This window comes from Streptomyces sp. NPDC048270 (assembly GCF_040652335.1).
Taxonomy (GTDB): domain Bacteria; phylum Actinomycetota; class Actinomycetes; order Streptomycetales; family Streptomycetaceae; genus Streptomyces.
Genome location: NZ_JBEZLV010000002.1, coordinates 216378 through 241588 on the forward strand (window position 1 = coordinate 216378; position 25211 = coordinate 241588).

Annotated in this window: 22 protein-coding genes, 2 tRNA genes and 1 pseudogene; 12 read left to right on the forward strand and 13 right to left on the reverse strand. The window is 70.3% G+C overall.

Going from position 1 to position 25211, the window contains the following annotated elements; all coding sequences use genetic code 11:
- The first annotated feature begins 129 nt into the window (after positions 1–129).
- Positions 130–813: a DUF5324 family protein gene (locus tag AB0D66_RS02440; protein WP_362295415.1), complete on the forward strand. Its 684-nt coding sequence runs from the start codon at positions 130–132 to the stop codon at positions 811–813.
- A gap of 91 nt (positions 814–904) precedes the next feature.
- On the opposite strand, the gene AB0D66_RS02445 is transcribed toward AB0D66_RS02440, so the two are convergent.
- Positions 905–1459, reverse strand: coding sequence for a LysM domain-containing protein (locus AB0D66_RS02445; RefSeq protein WP_362295418.1), 555 nt, complete (start codon positions 1457–1459; stop codon positions 905–907).
- Positions 1460–1777: 318 nt separating this feature from the next.
- On the opposite strand from AB0D66_RS02445, the gene AB0D66_RS02450 reads away from it, so the two are divergent.
- A complete protein-coding gene (locus AB0D66_RS02450; protein ID WP_362295421.1) occupies positions 1778–2335 on the forward strand; it encodes a GNAT family N-acetyltransferase in 558 nt (185 codons plus the stop codon).
- A gap of 61 nt (positions 2336–2396) precedes the next feature.
- On the opposite strand, the gene AB0D66_RS02455 is transcribed toward AB0D66_RS02450, so the two are convergent.
- Positions 2397–2469 (reverse strand) — tRNA-Ala (locus AB0D66_RS02455).
- A 161-nt stretch (positions 2470–2630) separates the two neighbouring features.
- Between AB0D66_RS02455 and AB0D66_RS02460 the strand changes: the two genes are divergently transcribed.
- Both AB0D66_RS02460 and AB0D66_RS02465 read left to right on the forward strand, forming a co-directional pair.
- Positions 2631–3179: a DNA-binding protein gene (locus AB0D66_RS02460; protein ID WP_362295424.1), complete on the forward strand. Its 549-nt coding sequence runs from the start codon at positions 2631–2633 to the stop codon at positions 3177–3179.
- Between the two features lie 53 nt (positions 3180–3232).
- Positions 3233–4558 carry a serine/threonine-protein kinase gene (locus AB0D66_RS02465; protein ID WP_362295427.1) on the forward strand — a complete coding sequence of 442 codons (1326 nt, stop codon included), beginning with the start codon at positions 3233–3235 and terminating at the stop codon, positions 4556–4558.
- Here AB0D66_RS02465 and AB0D66_RS02470 read toward each other — a convergent pair.
- From AB0D66_RS02470 to dnaA, 11 genes are all read right to left on the reverse strand, one after another.
- Positions 4545–5870, reverse strand: coding sequence for a hypothetical protein (locus AB0D66_RS02470; RefSeq protein WP_362295430.1), 1326 nt, complete (start codon positions 5868–5870; stop codon positions 4545–4547). The genes AB0D66_RS02465 and AB0D66_RS02470 overlap by 14 nt on opposite strands.
- A gap of 122 nt (positions 5871–5992) precedes the next feature.
- On the reverse strand, positions 5993–6127 hold the full coding sequence (locus AB0D66_RS02475) for a DLW-39 family protein (protein ID WP_208809277.1): 135 nt from the start codon (positions 6125–6127) through the stop codon (positions 5993–5995).
- 145 nt (positions 6128–6272) lie between these two features.
- A tRNA-Ile gene (locus AB0D66_RS02480) sits at positions 6273–6346 on the reverse strand.
- A 105-nt stretch (positions 6347–6451) separates the two neighbouring features.
- On the reverse strand, positions 6452–6991 hold the full coding sequence (locus AB0D66_RS02485) for a DUF3566 domain-containing protein (protein WP_362295433.1): 540 nt from the start codon (positions 6989–6991) through the stop codon (positions 6452–6454).
- Between the two features lie 87 nt (positions 6992–7078).
- On the reverse strand, positions 7079–9694 hold the full coding sequence (gene gyrA / locus AB0D66_RS02490) for a DNA gyrase subunit A (protein WP_362295436.1): 2616 nt from the start codon (positions 9692–9694) through the stop codon (positions 7079–7081).
- Between the two features lie 40 nt (positions 9695–9734).
- A complete protein-coding gene (gene gyrB, locus AB0D66_RS02495) occupies positions 9735–11756 on the reverse strand; it encodes a DNA topoisomerase (ATP-hydrolyzing) subunit B (protein WP_362295856.1) in 2022 nt (673 codons plus the stop codon).
- 657 nt (positions 11757–12413) lie between these two features.
- Positions 12414–12956: a DUF721 domain-containing protein gene (locus tag AB0D66_RS02500; protein ID WP_362295439.1), complete on the reverse strand. Its 543-nt coding sequence runs from the start codon at positions 12954–12956 to the stop codon at positions 12414–12416.
- Positions 12953–14089 carry a DNA replication/repair protein RecF gene (recF, locus tag AB0D66_RS02505; protein ID WP_362295442.1) on the reverse strand — a complete coding sequence of 379 codons (1137 nt, stop codon included), beginning with the start codon at positions 14087–14089 and terminating at the stop codon, positions 12953–12955. Before recF ends, AB0D66_RS02500 begins: the two co-directional genes overlap by 4 nt.
- A gap of 82 nt (positions 14090–14171) precedes the next feature.
- The gene (gene gnd, locus AB0D66_RS02510) at positions 14172–15047 is read right to left on the reverse strand and encodes a phosphogluconate dehydrogenase (NAD(+)-dependent, decarboxylating) (RefSeq protein WP_362295445.1); all 876 of its coding nucleotides are present in this window, start codon (positions 15045–15047) and stop codon (positions 14172–14174) included.
- Positions 15048–15235: 188 nt separating this feature from the next.
- A complete protein-coding gene (gene dnaN, locus AB0D66_RS02515; protein ID WP_030153167.1) occupies positions 15236–16366 on the reverse strand; it encodes a DNA polymerase III subunit beta in 1131 nt (376 codons plus the stop codon).
- Positions 16367–17217: 851 nt separating this feature from the next.
- Complete coding sequence (dnaA, locus tag AB0D66_RS02520; protein ID WP_362295449.1) at positions 17218–19017, reverse strand: chromosomal replication initiator protein DnaA; 1800 nt, start codon at positions 19015–19017, stop codon at positions 17218–17220.
- Positions 19018–19373: 356 nt separating this feature from the next.
- Here dnaA and rpmH point away from each other — a divergent pair, with 356 nt between their 5' ends.
- From rpmH to AB0D66_RS02560, 8 genes and pseudogenes are all read left to right on the forward strand, one after another.
- Positions 19374–19511 carry a 50S ribosomal protein L34 gene (gene rpmH / locus AB0D66_RS02525; protein WP_008741645.1) on the forward strand — a complete coding sequence of 46 codons (138 nt, stop codon included), beginning with the start codon at positions 19374–19376 and terminating at the stop codon, positions 19509–19511.
- A gap of 21 nt (positions 19512–19532) precedes the next feature.
- A complete protein-coding gene (rnpA, locus tag AB0D66_RS02530; RefSeq protein WP_362295452.1) occupies positions 19533–19907 on the forward strand; it encodes a ribonuclease P protein component in 375 nt (124 codons plus the stop codon).
- A pseudogene (gene yidD / locus AB0D66_RS02535) lies at positions 19904–20158 on the forward strand (membrane protein insertion efficiency factor YidD); the annotation flags it as partial. The gene rnpA and the pseudogene yidD, both read left to right, overlap by 4 nt.
- A 30-nt stretch (positions 20159–20188) precedes the next feature.
- Positions 20189–21295 (forward strand): membrane protein insertase YidC, encoded by a 1107-nt coding sequence (gene yidC, locus AB0D66_RS02540; RefSeq protein WP_362295455.1) that lies wholly within the window; start codon positions 20189–20191, stop codon positions 21293–21295.
- Between the two features lie 15 nt (positions 21296–21310).
- A complete protein-coding gene (locus tag AB0D66_RS02545) occupies positions 21311–21823 on the forward strand; it encodes a R3H domain-containing nucleic acid-binding protein (protein ID WP_030755362.1) in 513 nt (170 codons plus the stop codon).
- A gap of 131 nt (positions 21824–21954) precedes the next feature.
- Positions 21955–22674, forward strand: coding sequence for a 16S rRNA (guanine(527)-N(7))-methyltransferase RsmG (rsmG, locus tag AB0D66_RS02550; RefSeq protein ID WP_362295458.1), 720 nt, complete (start codon positions 21955–21957; stop codon positions 22672–22674).
- Between the two features lie 264 nt (positions 22675–22938).
- Positions 22939–24027, forward strand: coding sequence for a ParA family protein (locus tag AB0D66_RS02555; protein ID WP_362295461.1), 1089 nt, complete (start codon positions 22939–22941; stop codon positions 24025–24027).
- Complete coding sequence (locus AB0D66_RS02560) at positions 24024–25115, forward strand: ParB/RepB/Spo0J family partition protein (protein ID WP_362295464.1); 1092 nt, start codon at positions 24024–24026, stop codon at positions 25113–25115. Before AB0D66_RS02555 ends, AB0D66_RS02560 begins: the two co-directional genes overlap by 4 nt.
- Positions 25116–25211: the final 96 nt, after the last annotated feature.

The window sequence follows — 25211 nt, forward strand, 5'->3', positions numbered from 1 at the left end:
GGGGGAAGCAGCGGACGGAAATGCTCCACCCGTATGCACTGTCACGCATGCCCGGCGGTGTCTTGCCAGGCATGATCCGACAAAGGGTGGAAAGGTGAACTGTGTCCGCCACCGAGAAGGAGGAATCCTGTGACCCGCAAGGACAGCGTGCTCGCGGCTGCGGAAAGCGCCAGGGAGACCGTGCGGCACGCGTCGGAAGTGGTGGCACCGTACGCAGGGACCGCCAAGGACGCCGTGTCGCACTACGCGCATGAGGCCAATCAGGTGCTCGCGCCGAAGGTCTCCCATGCGGCCAACGAGGCCGCACGGCAGGCACGGACCACGTACGACACCCACCTGCATCCCCGTGTGAAGGCGGCGCGTGCGCATGTGCCGCCGAACGTGGACCGGGCGGCCACTAAGGCGGTGAAGCAGACGCGCCGGGCCGCGCGCCAGGCGGCCGACTACACGCAGCCGCGGATCGAGAGCGCGATCGCCGCGGCCACGCCGGTGGCCGAGGAGGCCGCCTCGCGGTCGGTGGCCGCCTTCGCGGCGCTGCGCGGCCAGGTGACGCCCGAGGAGATCCAGCGGCTCACCCGGCGACACGAGCGGCGGGCGCGCTGCGGCCGGGCGCTGCGCGGGATCGCCGTGGTCGGTGTCCTGGCGGGCGCCGCCTTCGCCGCGTGGAAGTGGTGGGACCAGCAGTCGAACCCGGACTGGCTGGTCGAGCCGCCGGCGGCCACGGAGGTGCCGGCGGAGCCGGCGAGCTTCGACGACGAGCTCGCGGCCAAGGAGCGCGAAACGGGCTCGGCGGCCGACGACAAGCAGCCCTGACCGGCAGGCGGGTGAGCGGTGGAAGGGCCCGGATCCAGCAGGATCCGGGCCCTTGCGCCTGTCCGGGTCCGCCCTGCGGGCGGGGCGGGTGTCAGTGGGGGAGCGTCAGCACCATGCCCGGGCGGATGAGGTCGGGGTTGGAGCCGACGACGCCCTTGTTCATGGCGTAGAGCTCGCGCCAGCGGGCCTCGTTGCCGAGCTCGCGGCGGGCGATCGCGGAGAGCGAGTCACCGGGCCTGACCGTGTAGGTGCGCTTCTTGGCGGCGGGCGCCGGCTTCGGCGCCGACTTCGGCGCGGGCGCCGGCGCCGCCGGAACGGCCTTGTGCGCGGCCGAGCCGGGCGTCGGGGTGTGCGCGGCGCCGGGCGAGGCCAGGGCCGCCGCGCCGGGCTTGGGCATCGGCGCGGGCCTGGGGGGCGCGGGCACCGCCTTGTGCGCGGCCGAGCCGGGCGTCGGGGTCGCGGGGGCGGGCTTGGGCGGCGCGGCCGCCGCCATCCGCTCGGCGGCCGCCCGGGTGGCCGAGGCGGCGTCGGCGGCCTGGCTCGTGGCGGGCCCCGCCGAGGCCTGCTGCTGGACCTGCTCCCTCGCCTTCTCGGCGGCCTCGTGTGCCTTCTTCTTGTCGGACTTCAGGAAGTCGAAGAGTCCCATGTGCGTACGCCTCCGGCGTGGTGTTTCCCCCTGGGCGGCGCCCTCGGGGCGCGGCGCCTTCCCCCACTCTCGGACACGGGGCTCCGGGCGGCCCTGTGACGGGGCCATCCGGGGGACCCGCGCACCCGGCCCCGCCCGGCACCGACGCGCGCGGCGTGCCGGACGGGGGCTGTCGGAGGGGGCGGCCAGGTCGCCCCGGACGAGCAGCCCGAGGACCCGCAGCAGGGCGGTGCGGTCCGCGTCGGCGAGGGGGCCCGCTCCGAACGCCGCTGACGTCGGGCCCCCGGCCCGCTCCGGCCCGGCTGATAGCGTCCGGGCATGTCCGAGCTGATCGCGCCCACCCCCCGCCTGCGCTCCTCCTGGCTCGCCGCCCGCGAGGAGTGGGGGGACGGGGGGGACATGGACGGCGCCGGCCTCGGCTCGGAGGACGACGTGGACAGCCCGGAGGGCTTCGCCGCCTGGGTGGACACGCTGCACCGCCGCGCGGACCGCACCCTGCCGGTCGAGCAGGGCCGGGTGCACGCGACGTACTGGTGGATCGCCGACGGCGACACCTACCTGGGCGCGATAGACCTGCGCCACCACCTGAACGCCTTCCTCCTCGACGCCGGCGGCCACATCGGCTACAGCGTGCGGCCCTCGGCGCGAGGGCGCGGACTGGCCGGACGGGCGCTCGGATCGGTGCTCCACGAGGCGCGGGTCATGGGCATGGACCGGGTCCTGCTGACCTGCGACCCCGGCAACACCGCCTCGGTCCGCACGATCGAGCGCGGCGGCGGCGTCCTGGAAGACGTCCGCGAGACCCTGATCGGGCCCAAGCGCCGCTACTGGATCGACCTCTGGCCGACCTCCCCCAAGGGCCGCAGGGCTCCCTGACACTGGACGCAAAAAGACCCCCCTCGCCCGCGTTTTCGCAGGTCAAGGGGGGTCTTGCTTGTGGAGCCTAGGAGATTCGAACTCCTGACATCTGCCTTGCAAAGGCAGCGCTCTACCAACTGAGCTAAGGCCCCATGGGTACGGACGCGCCTGTCCCCTTGCGGGGAGCGGGTGTTCCGCAGAACAGAGTACCGGGTGTACCCCCTCATCCCGCAAAATGATAGGGACTCCCGCCCCGCGACCACGCTCCGTAAGATGCTCGCGAGGTTCGCACCAGCGAAGGGGAGTAGGAAGAGTGGACGCAGTACAGCAAGAGGCCACGGCCAGAGCCAGAGAGCTTCAGCGCAGTTGGTACGGGGAGCCTTTGGGAGCGCTCTTCCGCCGGCTCATAGATGACCTCGGCCTCAACCAGGCTCGCCTCGCTGCCGTCCTCGGACTGTCGGCGCCCATGCTGTCCCAGCTGATGAGCGGCCAGCGCGCCAAGATCGGTAACCCTGCCGTGGTGCAGCGCGTCCAGGCCCTCCAGGACCTCGCCGGCCAGGTGGCCGACGGGAGCGTCAGCGCGGCGGAGGCCACCGACCGGATGGACGAGATCAAGAAGACCCAGGGAGGCTCCGTCCTCAGCAACAGCGGCCAGACCCCCATCAGTTCGGGCGCACCCACCGTCAAGCGCGTCGTCCGCGAGATCCAGTCGCTGCTGCGCTCGGTCTCCGCGGCGGGCGACATCATCGACGCGGCGGACTCGCTCGCCCCCAGCCACCCGGAACTGGCAGAGTTCCTCCGGGTGTACGGCGCGGGCCGCACCGCGGACGCGGTGGCCCATTACGAGGCCCACCAGAACTGACGCGCGCGAAGGCGGGCCGGGGCGACTACGGGTGACGGGGGACGGGCACAGCGATGGGTGAGGTCTTCGCCGGTCGGTACGAGTTGGTCGATCCGATCGGGCGCGGGGGCGCGGGCGCCGTGTGGCGTGCCTGGGACCACCGGCGCCGCCGGTACGTCGCCGCGAAGGTGCTGCTGCAGAGCGACGCCCACACGCTCCTGCGCTTCGTGCGGGAGCAGGCCCTGCGGATCGATCACCCGCACGTACTGGCCCCCGCCAGCTGGGCGGCCGACGACGACAAGGTCCTGTTCACCATGGACCTGGTCAGCGGCGGCTCCCTCGCCCACGTGATCGGGGACTACGGTCCGCTCCCGCCCCGGTTCGTGTGCACGCTGCTCGACCAGCTCCTGTCGGGGCTGGCCGCGGTGCACGCGGAGGGCGTCGTCCACCGCGACATCAAACCGGCCAACATCCTGATGGAGGCCACCGGGACCGGGCGGCCGCACCTGCGGCTGTCCGACTTCGGCATCTCCATGCGCAAGGGCGAGCCGCGGCTGACCGAGACCGACTACGTGGTCGGCACGCCGGGTTATTTCGCCCCCGAACAACTGCTGGGTGCCGAGCCGGACTTCCCCGCGGACCTCTTCGCCGTCGGTCTGGTCGCCCTGTACCTGCTCCAGGGGCGCAAGCCCGACTCCCGGGCCCTGGTGGAGCACTTCCTGGCGCACGGCACGCCCAGCGCACCGGAAGGCGTCCCCGCGCCGCTGTGGGACGTCATCGCGAGTCTGCTGCAGCCGGACCCGCACAGCCGGTTCAAGACCGCCACAGGGGCGCGCAAGGCCCTTGCCGAGGCCGTGGAGCTGCTCGCCCCGCCCACGCCGGACGAGGCCGCGGTGGAGGTGTCCGACCAACTCGGCCCGCTCCCGGCCGGTTTCGGACCCCAGGGGCCCTCGGCGCCGACGGCGGCGGCGGGCGGGCCGGCGGGCACGGAGGCGCCCACGGCCGCCACGACCCCGACCGGACCCGCGACCCCGTCCACGACGCCGTCCACGACCCCGTACCCGACGCCGGCGCAGACCCCGCCCCCCGCGCAGGCCCCGTCCCCGTACGGTCCCCCGCACACCGGCCCGTACGCGACCCCGTACGCCTCCGCGGCGACCGTGGCGGAGGCCGCCCGTACGGATCCGCGCGGCACCGGCCGGACCGCCCCCGTGGCCGCGTACGGCCCCCTGGAGACCGGCAGTTTCCACCTCGCCCCGCCGGCGCCCCAGGCCCCGCCCCAGGCGCCCGCGCGGGCCGGCGGCCCGATCGCCCCGCCCCCGGCCGGGGTGAAGGCCGGGCTCCTCGCCGCCGCGCTGCTCTGCTTCGCCGTCGGGGTCTGGGCCCTCACCCGGCTGTAGCGGCGCCCCGGCCCCGCCGGGCGAGCAGGATCCAGCCGCCCAGCACGAGCAGCAGCAGGGTCCCGGTGCCGAACCCGGCGCCCGCCACCACGCGCATCACCGAGCCGTTCCTGGCGGCGTCGGCGGCCTCGGGGGCGGTGAGCCCCTCCTGGGCCGCGGCCCGGTCCTCGCCGCCGACCCCGAACCCGGCCGCGGTCAGGCTCTCGGCGTAGGCGGGCGCCTTCTTGGGGGTGCCGCTCACCTCCGTGCGCAGGGTCAGCGGCACGGGGGTCGCGTCCTCGGTGAAGTCGGCGACCTTCGCGCCCATGGTCACGGCGATGTAGTACCAGCCGGCGAGGCCCGCGGACTTGACCTCCGCGTCGCTCGCGAAGCGGTTCTCGTAGGCGACGGGCGGGGTCTTCTCCAGCGTGGCCCCGGCCTGCTTGCCGTCGTAGGAGACGTCCTCGTAGGAGACCAGGCGCCGGTAGGGGCTGTAGAGCGAGACGGTGAGCCCGTTGGAGGCGGACCCGTACTCCTTGGTCAGCTTGGCGGCGGACAGTTCGGCGCTGAGGCCCAGCTGCTGCCCCCAGTCCAGCGGCACCCGGTAGAAGCGGGTCTGCCCCGGCCGCAGTTCGTCGCGCCACACCCCGCCGCCCAGGGCGCGGGCGTCGTTGAAGCCCGTCCCGCCGGTCCGGGCGACCGCCTCGGTGCCCGGGAGGGTCGGGGCGCCCGACGCCCAGCCTCCGGGGGCCGCGGTGGGCCCGCCGGACGTACGGCCGGGCTCGCGCTGCACCTTGAGCTCGACCGGCCAGGGGCTCTGGTCGGAGCCCTTGGCGGACGTTCGGGTGACCTTGGCGTAGTAGACCCCGCCCGGCGCGCACTCGGCGTCCTCCGAGCCCCAGCGGACGCCCGCGGCACCGAGGGGCACCGGGTCGTAGCCGAAGTTCGCCCGCCCGGTGCTGCCCTGGCAGGACCGGCCCGCGGTGGTCATGATCTCCACCTCGATGCCGTCACTGCCCGTGACCTTGGCTCCCGGCCCGGGCCGGACCACGGCGGAGACGTAGACGTTCGACCGGTCCTTCTCCAGGACGAGCCGGTACACGCGCTCTCCGGGGGCGATCTCGTCCTGGTAGACGCCGCCCGCCTCCAGGAGCGGGGCGTCCGCCGTGGAGGGCTTGCCGGCCACGGCCTTGGCGCCGTCCGCAGCGCGGTACGTCGGGACCGGCTGCGGCGCCGTCGCCGCCTGCGCGGCCCCCGGCAGCCCCGCCGCCACGGCCAGGGCCGCCACCCCCGCCGCGGCCCCCGTCCGCACTGTCGTCCGTACCCGACCCATCACGCCCACCCCGAGTTTGCTAGCGCAAGCCAAATCTTTGCATAACGTAACTTTTCGTCACAGAACAGCACAAAGCCCCGGCCGCAGCGGCAGCCGGGGCTTCATGCGATCAGCCTTGGGTCTCACACACCGGAACCAGAGGGCACGGAGTCGGTTGCCTCCGTCCACAGGTCCTGCTCGGCGCGGTCCGCCTGGATCTGGCGGTACACGAGGAGCCCGCCGATGGCGGCCAGTGCGACCAGGAGCAGCTTCTTCACCGCGCGACCTCGTCTTTCGTTGACGTAGGGGACTTCTGGCAGCCAACAATACACACCGACCGATACCGATCGGTTATCTGGGAACCGGCCAACTGGCCCTACGACGAAGACCCCCAGGCCTTGGGCCTGGGGGTCTTCGACACTGTGGGGCTAACAGGATTTGAACCTGTGGCCTCATCCTTATCAGGGATGCGCTCTAACCAACTGAGCTATAGCCCCATCCGCGCTGCGCGCTGACTCCTGAAGGTTAGCGCACAGACCCGGGAGCTCCAAAATCGCCCGGGGCGAAGCCCCCCTGGACGCTGCGGGAGACGTCTGCGCAGGTCACTCGTCCTCGGCGAGCGTGAGCTCCACACCGCCGACGAAGCCCGCCGACAGGTTGTAGATGAACGCGCCCAGCGTCGCCAGAGCCGTCGCCAGCACCACGTCGATCACCGCGATGACCGACGTGAAGATCAGGACGCGCGGCAGCGAGAGGAACGACTGGAGGTCGAACCCGTTGCTCTCGTTCGAGCCGGTCGCCTCGCTGATCGTGCCGCCGACGGTCGAGAAGACGCCCATGGCGTCCATGACCATCCACAGCACCGCCGCCGCCACGATCGTGCAGATGCCCAGCGCGATCGACAGCAGGAAGCTGACCTTCATGACCGACCACGGGTCGGCCTTGGCCACCCGCAGGCGCGCCTTGCGCGTCCTGGGCGCCATCCGGGCCCCCGTACGCGGCTTGCGCTGCGCGGTGGCCGTCCCGCCGCCGCGCGGCGCACCCGGGCCCGAGGGCGCCGAGTAGGCCTGCGGCGGGTGGTACGGCTGCGCGGGGGCCGCGCCGGCCTGCGGCTGCGGCTGCGGTTCTCGGGTATCCGTCACAGTCCCCCCCTGGGAGTCCGCGGCAGGGCCACGGGCACCGTTCTCTCCAGTCTTGGCCGGTCCGGCGCCCGTGGCTCCACTCACGACTTACTCCTCGTGCTCCCCGGCCGAGGGCTGCGTGCCCTCGGCGGCCTCGGCGGCCTGTCCTTCGGCCGCCTCGGTCTCGGTCTCGTCGCCCACGACCTCGTCAGCTTCCTGACCGGCCTCGGCGTTACGGGCGATGCCCACCACGGCATCGCGCTTCCCCAGGTTGATCAGCTGGACGCCCATGGTGTCACGGCCGGTCTCCCTGACTTCGTTGACGCGCGTACGAATCACACCACCGCCGAGCGTGATGGCGAGAATCTCGTCCGTTTCGTCCACCACGAGCGCCCCGACGAGCGACCCGCGGTCCTCCACGATCTTCGCGGCCTTGATGCCCAGACCGCCACGACCCTGGACGCGGTACTCGTCGACCGGCGTCCGCTTGGCGTAGCCGCCGTCGGTCGCGGTGAAGACGAACGTACCCGGCCGCACCACGCTCATGGACAGCAGCTCGTCACCTTCGCGGAAACTCATGCCCTTCACGCCCGAGGTGGCGCGGCCCATCGGGCGCAGCGCGTCGTCGGTCGCCGTGAAGCGGATCGACTGCGCCTTCTTGCTGATCAGCAGCAGGTCGTCCTCGGCGGACACCAGCTCGGCGCCAATCAGCTCGTCGTCGCTGCCGTCCTCGGTCTCCCGGAGGTTGATCGCGATGACACCACCCGAACGGGGCGAGTCGTAGTCCTTGAGCGCCGTCTTCTTCACCAGGCCGCCCTTGGTGGCCAGGATCAGGTACGGAGCCGCCTCGTAGTCGCGGATGGCGAGGATCTGCGCGATCTTCTCGTCCGGCTGGAAGGCCATCAGGTTCGCCACGTGCTGCCCGCGTGCGTCCCGGCCGGCGTCCGGGAGCTCGTACGCCTTGGACCGGTAGACCCGGCCCTTGTTCGTGAAGAACAGCAGCCAGTGGTGCGTGGTGGAGACGAAGAAGTGGTCGACCAGGTCGTCCTGCTTCAGCTTCGTGCCGCGCACACCCTTGCCGCCGCGCTTCTGCGAGCGGTAGTCCTCGGTCTTGGTGCGCTTGACGTAGCCGCCGTGCGTGATCGTGACGACGATGTCCTCTTCGGCGATCAGGTCCTCGATGGACATGTCACCGTCGAAGGGCACCAGCTTGGAGCGCCGGTCGTCGCCGTACTTCTCGACGATCGCCGCCAGCTCGTCGCTGACGATCGAGCGCTGCTTCTCCGGCGAGGCGAGGATCGCGTTGTACTCGTTGATCTTGGCCTGCAGCTCGTCGTGCTCGGCGACGATCTTCTGCCGCTCCAGGGCCGCCAGGCGGCGCAGCTGCATCTCCAGGATCGCGTTCGCCTGGATCTCGTCGATCTCCAGCAGGCCCATCAGGCCCTCGCGCGCGATCTCGACCGTGTTGCTGCGCCGGATCAGCGCGATGACCTCGTCGATGGCGTCCAGCGCCTTGAGCAGGCCGCGCAGGATGTGCGCGCGCTCCTCCGCCTTGCGCAGGCGGAAGCGCGTACGGCGGACGATGACCTCGATCTGATGCTGCACCCAGTGCCGGATGAACGCGTCGACCGACAGCGTGCGCGGCACGCCGTCCACCAGCGCCAGCATGTTCGCGCCGAAGTTCGTCTGCAGGTCGGTGTGCTTGTACAGGTTGTTCAGCACGACCTTGGCGACGGCGTCGCGCTTCAGGACGATCACCAGGCGCTGACCGGTGCGCGACGAGGTCTCGTCACGGACGTCGGCGATGCCGCCGACCTTCCCGTCCTTCACCAGGTCCGCGATCTTCTGCGCGAGGTTGTCGGGGTTGGTCTGGTACGGAAGCTCCGTCACCACCAGGCACTGGCGGTTCTGGATCTCCTCGACCTCCACCACCGCGCGCATCGTGATGGAGCCGCGACCGGTCCGGTACGCCTCCTCGATGCCCTTGCGGCCCACGACCAGGGCGCCCGACGGGAAGTCAGGACCCTTGATCCGCTCCAGGAGCGCCTCGAGCAGCTCCTCGTGCGTGGCCTCCGGGTGCTCCAGCGCCCACTGCGCGCCCGCCGCGACCTCGCGCAGGTTGTGCGGCGGGATGTTCGTCGCCATGCCGACCGCGATGCCGGCGCTGCCGTTGACCAGCAGGTTCGGGAAGCGCGCCGGAAGGACCGTCGGCTCCTGGTTGCGGCCGTCGTAGTTGTCCGTGAAGTCGACGGTCTCCTCGTCGATGTCCCGGAGCATCTCCATGGCCAGCGGCATCAGCTTGCACTCGGTGTAGCGCATCGCGGCCGCCGGGTCGTTGCCCGGAGAGCCGAAGTTGCCGTTGCTGTCCACCAGCGGCATGCGCATCGACCACGGCTGGGCCAGGCGGACCAGGGCGTCGTAGATCGAGGAGTCGCCGTGCGGGTGGTAGGTGCCCATGACGTCGCCGACGACGCGGGCGCACTTGTAGAAGCCCTTCTCGGGCCGGTAACCGCCGTCGTACATCGCGTACAGCACGCGGCGGTGGACCGGCTTGAGGCCGTCCCGCACGTCGGGCAGCGCACGCGAGACGATGACGGACATCGCGTAGTCGAGGTAGGAGCGCTGCATCTCCGTCTCGAGCCCGACGGGCTCGATGCGCAGCACGGGCTGCTCCTCCGCGGTGTTCTCGGCGTTCTCTGCGGTGGGGGTGGTTTCGTCGGCCATTGCTGGTCAGAAATCCTTTCAGGCGGTCAGCTGAGCCGACTCAGATGTCGAGGAACCGAACGTCCTTGGCGTTGCGCTGGATGAAGGAGCGCCGGGCCTCGACGTCCTCACCCATCAGCACCGAGAACAGGTCGTCGGCCTGCGCCGCGTCGTCCAGGGTGACCTGGCCGAGCACGCGGTGGTCCACGTCCATGGTGGTGACGCGCAGCTCCTCGGCGTTCATCTCGCCCAGACCCTTGAAGCGCTGGATCGAGTCTTCCTTGATCCGCTTGCCGTTCTGCTTGCCGAGCTCGACCAGGGCGTCGCGCTCGCGGTCCGAGTACGCGTACTCGAAGTCGTCGCGGCCCCACTTGATCTTGTACAGCGGCGGGCGGGACAGGTACACGTGACCCGCCTCGACCAGCGGCCGCATGAAGCGGAACAGGAAGGTCAGCAGCAGGGTGTTGATGTGCTGGCCGTCGACGTCGGCGTCCGCCATCAAGATGATCTTGTGATAGCGGAGCTTCTCGATGTCGAAGTCCTCGTGCACGCCCGTGCCGAAGGCACTGATCAGCGCCTGGACCTCGGTGTTCTGCAGGATCTTGTCGATCCGGGCCTTCTCGACGTTCAGGATCTTGCCGCGGATGGGCAGGATGGCCTGGTACATCGGGTTGCGGCCGGACTTCGCGGAGCCACCGGCTGAGTCACCCTCGACGATGAAGATCTCGCACTTGGTCGGGTCGTTCGACTGGCAGTCGGACAGCTTGCCCGGCAGCGAGGCGCTCTCCAGCAGGCCCTTGCGGCGCGTCAGGTCACGGGCCTTGCGGGCCGCGACGCGCGCGGTGGCGGCCTGGATCGACTTGCGGATGATGTCCGCGGCCTCGTTCGGGTTGCGGTCGAACCAGTCGTTGAGGTGCTCGTGCACGACCTTCTGCACGAAGGTCTTCGCCTCCGTGTTGCCCAGCTTGGTCTTCGTCTGGCCCTCGAACTGCGGCTCGCCCAGCTTCACCGAGATGATCGCCGTCAGACCCTCGCGGATGTCCTCGCCGGCGAGGTTGTCGTCCTTCTCGCGCAGCAGCTTCTTGTCCCGCGCGTACCGGTTGACCAGACCCGTCAGCGCCGCACGGAAGCCCTCCTCGTGCGTACCGCCCTCGTGCGTGTGGATCGTGTTCGCGAAGGAGTAGACGCCCTCCGTGTACTGCGAGTTCCACTGCATCGCGATCTCGACCGAGAGCATCCGCTCCTTGTCCTCGGCCTCGACGTCGATGACGGTCGGGTGGATCAGCTCGCCCTTGCGCGAGTTGAGGTACTTCACGAAGTCGACGATGCCGCCCTCGTAGTGGTACTTCACCGTGCGCGCCGCGGGCTCGGCCGCCTCCGCGTCCGGGTCGTCCGCGCCGACCGTGGCCTTCGCCGAGTCGCGCTCGTCCGTCAGCGTCAGGGTCAGGCCCTTGTTGAGGAAGGCCATCTCCTGGAAGCGCCGCGACAGCGTCTCGAAGGAGTAGTCGGTCGTCTCGAAGATGTCGGGGTCGGCCCAGAACGTCACCGACGTGCCGTGCTCGTCGGTCTCCTCGTTCTTGGCCAGCGGCGCCGTCGGCACGCCCAGCTTGTAGTCCTGGGTCCAGCGGTGGCCGTCCGTCTTGACCTCGACCGCGACCTTGGTCGACAGCGCGTTCACGACGGACACGCCGACGCCGTGCAGACCGCCGGAGACGGCGTAGCCGCCGCCGCCGAACTTGCCGCCCGCGTGCAGCACCGTGAGGACGACCTCGACCGCCGGCTTGCCCTCGGACGGCACGATGCCGACGGGGATGCCGCGGCCGTTGTCGACCACGCGCACACCGCCGTCGGCGAGGATCGTCACGTCGATCGTGTCCGCGTGCCCGGCCATGGCCTCGTCGACGGAGTTGTCCACGACCTCCTGCACGAGGTGGTGCAGGCCACGCTCACCGGTCGAGCCGATGTACATACCCGGCCGCTTGCGGACCGCATCCAGGCCCTCGAGGACCTGGATGGCACTGGCGTCGTAATTCTTCTCGTTGGAGTCGCCGGAATCGGCCACGAAGCGCCCTTTCTGGCACAGCGCAGCCCGTACTCCGGACCAGCGTGTGCGCCGGAGGAGCGGCCGCGTCGATCTGCGTTGTCTGACTGATCCCGCGATCGGGCGGGATTCCCTTTCAGTCTACCGGTACCACTGACATGAATGGGGGTTTGCCGGTACCTGAGTCCGCATGTGCCGCCCTGAACCTCCACCTTCCGACTCCCCATATCCGGGACGGGGCTCAAAGAGGCTCACACGGGCATCCAGCGCTTCGGCCTGTCAACCTCCCACTACCGTGAGGGACACCACCTGTCGCCCTGTCCCCAGCCGGCCGCCGACGGCGCACCGCGGCAGTCCCCGGGGGCGTTCGGGACGAGGGTTCCGGGGCCTGCGCGGGGGGCCGGGCAGGGGCCGGGCAGGGGCCGGGCAGGGGCCGGGCAGGGGCCGGGCAGGGGTAAGGACAGGAGGAGGGACAGGAGTAAGGAGAGGGCCAAGGACAGCGGCGCGGGCCGGGGCAGACCCGACCTCCGCGCAGCCGGGCCGGCGCCGAGGCCGAGGCCGCGGGACGCGGCTCGCCCGAAGGCCGCGGGCTCCGAGACCGGCTGGAAGGGCCGCGGGCTGCGAGCCCCGCCCGGCAGGCCGCGGGGGCCGGGGACCAGGGCGGAGCCCACGTCCCGGCGCAGCCCGGGCAGGGGCCGGCTACCCGTACGTGTCCCCCGGGCCCGTACTGCCCGGCGCCCGCCACGGCCCGTAGCCCTTGGGCCGCCCGCCGCCCGGGCCCCGTACCTTGATCAGCCGGACCGTCCCCTGACCGAGGTCCGCGTTCAGCCGCGCCACGAGCTGCGGGGCCAGCAGCTTCAGCTGCGCCGCCCACGCCGAGGAGTCGCACCGGACCATCAGCTCGCGGTCCTCGTACCGCTCCGGTTCGCAGTGCGCCGCGATGTCCGGCCCGACGATCTCGGGCCAGCGCTCCATCACGCCCGCCACGGCCATCGGCATCTCCCAGCCGCGCTCCGTGCGCAGCCGGTCCAGCGCCGCCATCAGCGGCATCGGGTCCCGGCCGTCCGCCCGCGCGCCCGACCGCAGCCCCGGACCCTGCTGGCGCTTCCTGCCGCCCGCCGCGTTCCCGCGCGCCCGCGCCTGCTCGCGCGCCGCCGCCAGCGCCTGCCGGGCCAGGTCCACCCCGGAGGGCTCCGGCGCCCTGCGCGCCTCGCCCCGCGGTTCCTCGTCCTGATCGCTCACAGCCGGGTCACCTCACCGCCGGAGACCCCGAACCGCGTCCCCGTCAGCACTCCCGGCACGTCGTCGTCCACCGCCGCCGTCACCAGCACCTGCTCGCCCGGTGCGACCAGCTCGGCCAGCCGCTCCCGCCGCCGCGCGTCCAGCTCCGCGAACACGTCGTCCAGGATCAGCACCGGCTCCGCGCCCTCCGAGCGCAGCAGCTCGTACGAGGCCAGCCGCAGGGCCAGCGCGTACGACCACGACTCCCCGTGGCTCGCGTACCCCTTCGCCGGCAGCTCGCCCAGCCGCAGCAGCAGGTCGTCGCGGTGCGGACCGACCAGCGTCACGCCCCGCTCGATCTCCTGCTTGCGCACGTCCGCCAGGGCCGCCAGCAGCACCTCGTAGATCGCCTCGCGGCCGCGCGCCGCCCCGCTGTCCACCGGCTCGCCCGCCGAGGACCGGTACGCGAGGCCCAGCGGCCCGCCGCCGGGCGCGAGCTGCTCGTACGCCTTGTCCGCCAGCGGCAGCAGCGTCGCGATCAGGTCGAGGCGCTGCGCCAGCAACTCCGCGCCCGCACGCGCCAGATGCTGGTCCCACACGTCCAGGGTCGACAGGTCCATGGACCGGCCGCCGTGCCGGCGGGCCATCGCCGCCGACTTCAGCAGGGTGTTGCGCTGCTTGAGCACCCGCTCGTAGTCCGAGCGGACCGCCGCCATCCGCGGCGAGCGCGCCGTGACGAGCTCGTCCAGGAACCGGCGCCGCTCGCCCGGGTCGCCCTTCACCAGCGCCAGGTCCTCCGGCGCGAACAGCACCGTCCGTACGATCCCCAGCACGTCCCGCGGCTTGACCTGCGAGGACCGGTTGATCCGGGCGCGGTTGGCCCGGCCCGGGTTCAGCTCCAGCTCGACCAGCTGCTGGCGCTCGCCCTGGGTGACGGCCGCACGGATGATCGCCCGGTCCGCGCCCATCCGTACGAGCGGCGCGTCCGAGGAGACCCGGTGGCTGCCCAGCGTCGAGAGGTATCCGATCGCCTCGACGAGGTTGGTCTTGCCCTGGCCGTTGGGGCCCACGAAAGCCGTGACGCCCGGGTCGAGGGGAACCTCGGCCCGGGCGTACGAGCGGAAGTCGGCCAGCGAGAGATGCGAAACATGCATACGGCGCCGACCTCCCCCGGCTTCCTGCTGATCTGTGTGGTGCTGTGTGCGGCCGCTGGGGCCGCACGGTGTCTCTTTGTCGCTACTTCTTCTCGACCGCGTGGCCGCCGAACTGGTTGCGCAGCGCGGCGATCATCTTCATCTGCGGGGAGTCGTCCTGGCGCGACGCGAACCGCGCGAACAGCGAGGCGGTGATCGCGGGCAGCGGCACGGCGTTGTCGATCGCCGCCTCCACCGTCCAGCGGCCCTCGCCCGAGTCCTGGGCGAAGCCGCGCAGCTGCTCGAGGTGCTCGTCCTCGTCGAGGGCGTTCACGGCCAGGTCCAGCAGCCAGGAACGGATGACCGTCCCCTCCTGCCAGGAGCGGAAGACCTCGCGGACGTCGGTGACCGAGTCCACCTTCTCCAGGAGCTCCCAGCCCTCGGCGTAGGCCTGCATCATGGCGTACTCGATGCCGTTGTGGACCATCTTCGCGAAGTGGCCCGCACCGACCTTGCCGGCGTGTACGGCGCCGAACTCGCCCTCGGGCTTGAGGGCGTCGAAGATCGGCTGCACGGTCGCGACGTGCTCCTTGTCGCCGCCGTACATGAGGGCGTAGCCGTTCTCCAGGCCCCACACGCCGCCGGAGACGCCGCAGTCGACGAAGCCGATGCCCTTGGCCTTCAGCTCCTCGGCGTGCTTCTCGTCGTCGGTCCAGCGCGAGTTGCCGCCGTCGACCACGATGTCACCGGGCGACAGCAGCTCGGCGAGCTCGTCGACGGTGGACTGGGTGGCCGCACCGGCCGGGACCATGACCCACACCACGCGGGGTGCCTGCAGACTGTCCACAAGCTCCTGCAGGCTGTGGACATCGGCGAGGTCCGGGTTGCGGTCGTATCCGATGACGGTGTGGCCTGCGCGGCGGATGCGCTCGCGCATGTTGCCGCCCATCTTGCCGAGACCGACGAGACCAAGCTCCATCAGGTGGTTCCTTAAGCGTTGTGGCCGTCTTTGCCGGGGCCTCCTGCTTCCCGGAGGACATCCCAGGCCCCGAGCCTACGCCCGGCCGGGCCGCCGGGCGCCACGGGGCGCGCCTGTTCCACGAGGACGGGAAAACGCGGTCAGGCCCGGTCTCGCGGCGCGCGAAACCGGGCCTGACCTGCGAAGAATCAACCGGAGAGGCGCACCGGCATGATCAGGTACTTGTACGCCTCGTCGGCTTCGGCATCGACCGCCGGGCGGCCGCTGAGCAGCGCCGGCTTGGTGGACGTGGTGAAGCTGAGCTGGGCCGCGGGCGAGTCGATCGCGCTCAGGCCGTCCAGCAGGAAGGTCGGGTTGAAGGCGATCGAGATGTCGTCGCCCTCCAGCTTGGCGTCGACGCGCTCCACAGCCTGTGCGTCGTCGCTGGAGCCCGCTTCCAGGATCAGCACGCCCTGCTCGAAGCTCAGCCGGACCGGGGTGTTGCGCTCGGCGACGAGGGCCACGCGCTTGACGGCCTCGACGAACGGGGCGGTCTCGATCACGGCGATGGAGTTGAACTCCGTCGGGAACAGCGTGCGGTACTTCGGCAGGTCGCCCTCGAGGAGGCGGGTGGTGGTGCGGCGGCCGGCGCCCTCGAAGCCGATCAGGCCCTCGCCGGCACCGGAGCCCGACAGCGCCAGGGTGACCGTGTCACCGCTGGTCAGGGACTTGGCGGTGTCCAGGAGCGTCTTCGCGGGCACCAGGGCCACGGCGGAGGCGTCCGGGTTCTCCGGCTTCCACAGGAACTCGCGGACGGCGAAGCGGTAGCGGTCGGTGGAGGCCAGGGTGACGCGGTCGCCCTCGATCTCGATGCGCACACCGGTCAGCACGGGCAGCGTGTCGTCGCGGCCGGCGGCGATGGCGACCTGGGCGGCGGCGGAGGCGAAGACCTCACCGGGCACGGTGCCGGTCGCGGTCGGCATCTGCGGCAGCGCCGGGTATTCCTCCACAGGCAGGGTGTGGAGTGTGAATCGCGAGGAGCCGCAGACCACGGTCGCCCGTACACCGTCTGTGGAAATCTCCACCGGGCGGTTGGGGAGGGCGCGGCAGATGTCGGCGAGCAGCCGGCCGGAGACCAGGACCGTGCCGTCCTCCTCGACGTCCGCCTCGACGGAGACGCGGGCCGAGACCTCGTAGTCGAAGCCGGAGAGGCTGAGGGTGCCCTCTTCGGCCTTCAGCAGCAGGCCCGCGAGAACGGGCACCGGCGGCCGGGCCGGGAGGCTACGGGCAGCCCAGGCCACCGCCTCCGCGAGTACGTCGCGCTCCACCCGGATCTTCACCGGAACCGCCTCCTGCTGTTGCTCGCTCGTCTGCCGGCCTTCGTCGTCGGCTCGTCGATGGCTCGAGTGCCGGGGACCAGTCTGACGTACGGCGCCGACAGTCGGTGCGGCTGGCGGTCAAGTCGGGAGCGGGGCGGCGGCGAGCCGGTCCACCGAGTTGTGCACAGGACCTGCTTGAAAACCGAAACCGGGCTAACTCTCTATGGGGGTAGTAGTAGGGCCTGTGGAAACGGTGGATAACCCCGTTCTCGCAGCTCAGGCCTCGTTTTTTATCCCCACACCCTGTGGGTGGCACCGGTGGACAACCCGGTGTCTCTGTGGAGAACGAAAAGTTCTGCACAGGCCGTCCCCAGACGACCTCGACTACTCCACAGGTGTGTCCCCAGCTTTTCCCCAGTACTCCACAACCCAAACGTCCACCTCCGTGTGACCGCTTTCACTCGGGGCGGTGAGCGGGGGTGGCATGTTGCCGAACAGTGGACAACGGTGTGGAGAAGGCGTCGGATCCTGTGCACAGGATCGGCGAACCTGTGGGTTGCCGGTGGACAACCTCGTGGACAGCGCTGTGGATGAATATTCTGTCCACAGCCTGTGGATAGTGCTTGCGCACAATTCCACAGCCTGCTGACCTGCCCTGATGGAGTCTCACCCGGCATGCCTGTGGACAGATTGTGGGCGAGCGAGCCCGTCCCCAGGGTGTGGACGGCAGAAAGTCCGCGAATCTGTGGATGAGTTGCTCCTGCGGGGGCGTATTCGAACAGGTCAGGGGCGCGCGGACGAAGAAGGGCGCCCCCGGTGTGACCCGGGAGCGCCCTCTGACGGTGTGCGGAAGAGCTCGGCGCGGGGTCGCCTCAGCCGTTCTTGATGCGGTTGGTGAGCTCGGTGACCTGGTTGTAGATGGACCGTCGTTCCGCCATCAGGGCCCGGATCTTGCGGTCGGCGTGCATGACCGTGGTGTGGTCGCGCCCGCCGAACTGGGCCCCGATCTTGGGCAGGGACAGGTCCGTGAGCTCCCGGCACAGGTACATGGCGATCTGCCGGGCGGTGACCAGGACCCGGCTGCGCGAGGAGCCGCACAGGTCGTCCACGGTGAGCCCGAAGTAGTCGGCGGTGGCCGCCATGATGTCGGTCGCCGTGATCTCCGGCGCGCTGTCCTCGCCGCCCGGGATCAGGTTCTTGAGGACGTCCTCGGTCAGGCCCAGGTCGACCGGCTGCCGGTTGAGGCTCGCGAAGGCCGTGACCCGGATCAGCGCCCCCTCCAGCTCGCGGATGTTGCGCGAGATGCGGGAGGCGATGAACTCCAGCACTTCCGGAGGGGCGTTGAGCTGCTCCTGGACCGCCTTCTTGCGCAGGATCGCGATGCGGGTCTCCAGCTCCGGCGGCTGGACGTCGGTGATCAGGCCCCACTCGAAGCGGTTGCGGAGCCGGTCCTCGAGGGTGACGAGCTGCTTGGGCGGCCGGTCGGAGGAGAGCACGATCTGCTTGTTGGCGTTGTGGAGCGTGTTGAAGGTGTGGAAGAACTCCTCCTGCGTCGACTCCTTGCTCGCGAGGAACTGGATGTCGTCGACGAGCAGGATGTCCATCTCGCGGTAGCGCTTGCGGAAGGCGTCGCCCTTGCCGTCGCGGATGGAGTTGATGAACTCGTTGGTGAACTCCTCGGAGCTCACGTAGCGCACGCGGGTGCCGGGGTACAGGCTCCGCGCGTAGTGCCCGATGGCGTGCAGCAGGTGGGTCTTTCCGAGCCCCGACTCCCCGTAGATGAAGAGCGGGTTGTACGCCTTCGCGGGCGCCTCGGCGACGGCCACCGCGGCGGCGTGCGCGAACCGGTTGGACGCCCCGATGACGAAGGTGTCGAACAGGTACTTGGGGTTCAGCCGGGCGGTCGGCTCGAGCGGGCCGGAGGGGGAGCCGCCGGACGGCGCCGGGGCGGCCGAGGGCCGGCCGGGTGCCTGGCGGGGCGAGGGCTGCTCGTATTGCTGCTGTTCGTACTTCTGCTGCTCGTATTGATGGGACGGCCGCGACTGGTGCTGCTGCTGGGATTCATACGGGGACTGCTCGTACTGCTGCTGCTCGTAGGAGCCCTGGTCGTAGGCCGGCGGCTCGGACTGCTGGAGGTAGCCCGGCTGCGGGGAGGCGTACGGGTCGCGCTCGGGGAAGCCGCCGAGGCGGGGCTGCTGCCAGCCGTAGTCGTCCTGCTGCCCGCCCCGGGGCCAGGCGCCGGGCTCGGAGCGCTGCTGCTGGTAGTCCGGGTAGGCGGGGCGGGCGGTGGGGAGCTGGTCGTCGGAGGAGCCGCCCGGGCCGCCGCCGGGGCGCTGGCCGGGGTACGGCTCGTAGCCGCCCTGCTGCTGGGTGGTCGGTGCGGGGGGCGCGGAGTCGCCGGCGGAGTCGTCCACGGTGATGGCGATCCGGATGGGGCGGCCGCACTCGCGGCTGAGGGCGTCGCTGATCAGCGGGGCGAGGCGGCCTTCGAGGACGCGCTTGCCCCATTCGTTGGGGACGGCGAGCAGTGCGGTGTCGGCGACGAGTGCCAGGGGCTGGCAGCGCTCGACCCACTGCTTGTCCTTGGGTTCGATCCCCGGCTGTCCCTCCCCGAGGAGCTTTTCGAGCACCCTTGGCCACACTGCGGCAAGATCGGCAGGTACGTCAGCCACAGAGCACGCTCTCTCACAGGGGTCCCACGAATGTGTGGTTCTTTGGGACGGTCGGGACAAAAAATCCGGGATCAGACAACGGTAGTCAGGCCAGCGGGTACGGTTCAAGTCGTTGTCCACAGCCTGTGCACAGTGTGGGGCAGCGCCGGCTCGGTTTGACCGGATGGCGTAGCCGCGCGTACCGTAACGAGGTCGAGTTGTCGATGGCTGCTGCCGCCTGCCTACCGATGGGCGAAGATCACTGATAGTGATCGTTTAGCGGTGCCACTCGGGCGAACACGCGAGTTTCCTCGTGGGCGCACGGTGACAGCCAGGCGATGTCCCGCCACAACGATTTCATTCTCTGGAGCCCCCGAGTGAGCAAGCGCACCTTCCAGCCGAACAACCGCCGTCGTGCCAAGACCCACGGCTTCCGCCTGCGGATGCGTACCCGTGCCGGTCGCGCGATCCTCGCGAACCGTCGTGGCAAGGGCCGCGCCGCCCTTTCCGCGTAACAACACGCAGGTCGTGACGTCGTGCTGTCTCCCGAGAATCGGCTGAGGCGGCGCGAGGACTTCGCGAGCGCGGTACGCCGAGGTCGACGGGCTGGTCGCCCGCTCCTCGTCGTCCACCTACGTACAAGCGGTGCAACGGACCCGCACGAGCCGGGGGAGATCGATCCCTCGACGCGTGCGGGTTTCGTCGTCAGCAAGGCTGTCGGCAACGCCGTCATACGTAACCGGGTGAAGCGCCGTCTGCGCCATCTGGTCCGGGATCGGCTGTCCCAGCTGCCCGCCGGTAGCCTGGTGGTGGTACGTGCGTTGCCCGGAGCGGGTGATGCCGGCCCCGACGAGCTGGCCCGGGACCTGGATGCCGCTCTGGTGCGGCTCCTGGGAGGCGTGGCTCGATGAAGTACCCGCTGCTCGCTTTGATCAAGCTGTACCAGTGGACGATCAGTCCGCTGCTCGGGCCGGTGTGCCGCTACTACCCCTCGTGCTCGCACTACGGGTACACGGCCATCGACCGGCATGGTGCGGTGAAGGGGACGGTTCTGACCGCCTGGCGGATCCTGCGGTGCAATCCGTGGTCCCCGGGTGGTGTGGACCACGTCCCACCTCGTAAACGCCCGCGTTGGCACGAGCAGCTGCGCAGTGCGTTGCGTAGATCTCGCAATGCTCAAGGAGCCTGATTAGTGGACACGATTGCCAGTCTGTTCAGCTTTATCACCACACCCGTTTCGTGGATCATCGTCCAGTTCCACAAGCTGTACGGGGCGATCTTCGGTGCGGACAGTGGGTGGGCCTGGGGCCTGTCCATCGTGTCCCTGGTGGTCTTGATCCGTATCTGCCTGATCCCGCTCTTCGTGAAGCAGATCAAGGCGACGCGCGGCATGCAGGCGCTCCAGCCGAAGATGAAGGCGATCCAGGAGCGCTACAAGAACGACAAGCAGCGCCAGTCCGAAGAGATGATGAAGCTGTACAAGGAGACGGGTACCAACCCGCTCTCCTCGTGTCTTCCCATCCTGGCGCAGTCCCCGTTCTTCTTCGCGCTCTACCACGTGCTCGCGAGCATCGCCAGCGGCAAAGAGATCGGCTACATCGACGGTCCGCTGCTGGACAGCGCGCGTGAGGCCCACATCTTCGGCGCCCCGCTGGCGTCGAAGTTCATGGACAGCTCCGAGGCCGTCGCCGCTCTGGGCGCTTCGCTGACGGACGTGCGGATCGTCACCGCCGTCATGATCATCCTGATGTCGCTGTCCCAGTTCTACACCCAGCGTCAGCTGATGCAGAAGAACGTCGACCTGTCGGTCAAGACGCCGTTCATGCAGCAGCAGAAGATGCTGATGTACATCTTCCCCGTGATCTTCGCGGTCATGGGCATCAACTTCCCCGTCGGTGTCCTCGTCTACTGGCTGACCACGAACGTGTGGACCATGGGCCAGCAGATGTATGTGATCAACCAGAACCCGACGCCGGGCAGCAAGGCCCAGGACCAGTACCTGACCCGCCTGCTGAAGCACGTCAGCTCGCACGGTGACGTCAAGGGCAGGGGCAAGAAGAAGGTCGTCGCGGCGATCGTGGCCAAGGGCCCGGACCGCAACGACAACGAGCGCAAGTTCATCTCCGCGCTGACCAAGCAGGGCATGGCCGCTCAGGCGGACGGCTCGGTCGTCAAGAGTGCCGAAGCCACCGTCGACTCCGACGCGGCGAGCGGCGGTGTCGCCACGAAGCGGCAGCAGCCCAAGCGGCAGTCGAAGTCGAAGCGTCAGACACCCCCCAGCAAGCCCTCCAAGAAGTAAGAAGGAGTCCCTCCCGTGACGGAAGGCACCACCACCGCCGCCGCTGAGAGTGGCGACACCCTGACCCGCCTCGAGCAGGAGGGTGAGATCGCGGCCGACTACCTTGAGGGTCTGCTGGACATCGCCGACCTGGACGGCGACATCGACATGGACGTCGAGGCCGACCGGGCCGCGGTGTCGATCGTCAGCGACTCGGCCGGCCGTGACCTGCAGAAGCTCGTGGGGCGCGATGGTGAGGTTCTGGAGGCTCTGCAGGAGCTGACCCGCCTCGCCGTGCACCGTGAGACCGGGGACCGCAGCCGGCTGATGCTGGACATCGCCGGGTTCCGCGCGAAGAAGCGCGAGGAGCTGGCGGCGCTGGGCGCCCAGGCGGCGGCGGACGTGAAGGCGTCCGGCGAGCCCCTGAAGCTGGCCCCGATGACCCCGTTCGAGCGCAAGGTCGTCCACGACGCCGTGGCGGCGGCCGGTCTGCGGAGCGAGTCCGAGGGCGAGGAGCCGCAGCGCTTCGTCGTTGTGCTCCCGGCCTGACCGGTAGCGAGAGTGTTCGGCCCCGTCTGTGTCGCAGACGGGGCCGAAGTTTGTCAGCCTGGCATGTGAACGACGCGCCATCTTGAAGACGTGGTTCTTCAGAACCATGCGGTACGGAAGGGACGGTCCCCGTGACGGAGGCAGCAGCTGAGCTTCCCCCGGCGCCTGAAGAGGCGCGCGCGGTGTTCGGTGAGTTTTTCCCGGAAGCTGTGCGCTACGCGGAGCTGCTGGCCGATGCGGGAGTGAAGCGGGGCCTGATCGGGCCGCGCGAGGTGCCGCGGCTGTGGGAGCGGCATCTGCTGAACTGCGCCGTGCTGTCGGAGGTGGTCCCCCAGGGGGTCACCGTGTGCGACGTGGGCTCGGGGGCGGGGCTGCCCGGCATCCCGCTGGCTCTGGTGCGGCGCGACCTGAAGATCACGCTGCTCGAGCCGCTGCTGCGGCGGACGACCTTCCTCCAGGAAGTCGTGGAGCTGCTGGGCCTGGACCACGTGACGGTGGTGCGCGGCCGCGCCGAGGAGGTGCTCGGGAAGCTCCAGCCGGTGCACGTGGTGACGGCCCGCGCGGTGGCCCCGCTGGACCGGCTGGCCGGCTGGGGCGTGCCCCTGCTGCGTCCCTACGGGGAGATGCTGGCGCTCAAGGGCGATACCGCCGAGGAGGAGCTGGTGTCGGCGAAGACCGCACTGACGAAGCTCGGTGTGGTGAAGACCTCGGTGCTGCACGTCGGCGAGGGCGTCGTGGATCCGCTGTCGACGGTGGTGCGCGTCGAGGTCGGGGAGAGCCCCGGCGGGGTGAGGTTCGCGGCCAAGCGGGCTAAGGCGGCCCGGGTGGGCCGCACCCGCCGGCGTCGCTGAACCTCTGATCCTCGGGCTTCGGCGGGAGTTTTCTCCTGTGTTGGGCCCTATAGGTATGGATTTCGGAGTGTCGTAGCGGCCTGCCGTCTCCGCCCGGGCATCGTGTTTCACGTGAAACGTCGCTCTCTGCTGCACGGAATCATCAGCCGCGGTCGTGCGGCTGCGTCCCCCCGCCCCCGCAAGGACGCGAGGGGGACGGAGTTGTCCACATCGGTGGATTCATCCACAGGAGTACGGGCCCCGCTGGTTCGCGACCCCGGTGACATGGCAGGCTCTGTTCATCGCGAGCCTGATGTCGAGGAGAGTGACACCGTGCGGTCCGACGCCAACCTCGCGGGGCCGATGGCCGATCCGGTCCCCGGTCCCCGCTCTGAATCGGCGGGGGACGATGTTTCACGTGAAACATCGCCTCCTCCCCTTGTAGACAACGACACCCCCATCGGCCGAGCCGCCCAGCTGGCGGTCGAGGCGCTGGGGCGCGCCGGCCAGGGTTTGCCCCGTCCGGAGCAGACCCGGGTCATCGTGGTGGCCAACCAGAAGGGCGGCGTGGGCAAGACCACGACGACCGTGAACCTGGCGGCCTCGCTGGCACTGCACGGGGCGCGGGTCCTGGTGGTCGATCTCGACCCGCAGGGCAATGCCTCGACGGCGCTTGGCATCGACCACCACGCGGATGTGCCCTCGATCTACGACGTGCTGGTGGACAGCCGGCCGCTGCTGGAGGTCGTCCAGCCCGTCGTGGATGTGGAAGGGCTCTTCTGCGCCCCGGCCACGATCGACCTCGCGGGTGCGGAGATCGAGCTGGTGTCGCTGGTGGCCCGTGAGAGCCGGCTGCAGCGGGCGATCCAGGCGTACGAGCAGCCGCTCGACTACATCCTGATCGACTGCCCGCCATCACTGGGGCTGCTGACGGTCAACGCCCTCGTGGCGGGCGCCGAGGTGCTGATCCCGATCCAGTGCGAGTACTACGCACTGGAGGGGCTGGGGCAGCTGCTGCGCAATGTCGATCTGGTGCGGGCCCACCTGAACCCGGCACTGCACGTGTCGACGATCCTGCTGACGATGTACGACGGCAGGACCCGGCTGGCTTCGCAGGTGGCGGACGAGGTGCGCAGCCACTTCGGCAAGGAGGTGCTGCGGACCAGCATCCCGCGGTCGGTGCGCATCTCCGAGGCGCCGAGCTACGGGCAGACGGTGCTCACGTACGACCCGGGTTCCAGTGGCTCGCTCTCCTATCTGGAGGCGGCGCGGGAGATCGCGTTTCGTGGGGTTGGAATGCAGTACGACGCCCAGCAGGCCCATCTGGGCGCGGGTGTGAACAGCACGCAGAGTGTGGCGGAGGGGATCCAGTGAGCGAGCGACGTAGAGGTCTGGGGCGGGGGCTCGGTGCGCTGATTCCGGCTGCTCCGCAGGAAAAGACGCCGCCGGTGGTCGGCGGCGGGTCGACGTCTCCGTCGGCGGTGCCGGTGCTGACCTCGGAGCGCGGGATCGCGGCGGCGAAGCTGGCTTCGCTGGCGCAGGCCGATGTTTCACGTGAAACATCGTTCGCCGCAGCGCCGGTGAGCGAGCCGGCGCAGACGGCGCCGGAGGCCAATGCGGTGGCCGGGGCGTCGTTCGCGGAGCTCCCGATGGATGCGATCACGCCGAACCCGCGGCAGCCGCGTGAGGTGTTCGACGAGGACGCGCTGGCCGAGCTGGTGACCTCCATCCAGGAGGTGGGTCTGCTCCAGCCGGTGGTGGTGCGGCAGTCGACTCCGGGCCGCTATGAGCTGATCATGGGTGAGCGGCGCTGGCGGGCCTGCCGCGAGGCCGGTCTGGACAGCATTCCGGCGATCATCAGGGCGACGGACGACGAGAAGCTGCTCCTGGACGCGCTGCTGGAGAACCTGCACCGGGCTCAGCTCAATCCGCTGGAAGAGGCTGCGGCCTACGACCAGCTGCTCCAGGACTTCAACTGCACCCACGACCAGCTGGCGGACCGGATCGGCCGTTCGCGTCCCCAGGTGTCGAACACGCTGCGACTGCTGAAGCTGTCGCCGTCGGTGCAGCGCCGGGTTGCCGCGGGCGTGCTCTCGGCGGGGCACGCGCGGGCGCTGCTCTCGGTCGAGGACTCCGAGGAGCAGGACCGCCTGGCGCACCGGATCGTGGCCGAGGGGCTGTCGGTGCGCGCGGTGGAGGAGATCGTGACGCTGATGGCGTCGGAGCCCTCCAGCGCGGTGAAGCCGAAGGGTCCGCGTGCGGGTGCCCGGGTGGCTCCGGCGCTCAGCGAGCTGGCGACGCGTCTGTCGGACCGCTTCGAGACGCGGGTGAAGGTCGATCTGGGCCAGAAGAAGGGCAAGATCACCGTCGAGTTCGCTTCGATGGAGGATCTGGAGCGGATTCTGGGAACGCTGGCGCCGGGCGAGGGCCGGGTGCTGGAGCAGGGTCTGTCCGGGGAGTGACCCCGGGGCCGCCGAGGGGCGGACCGTGCCGGTGAGAGCCGACGCGGTCCGCCCCTTTGTCGTGCTGTCGGAGCCGTGCCTGTCGAAAGAGGGGGT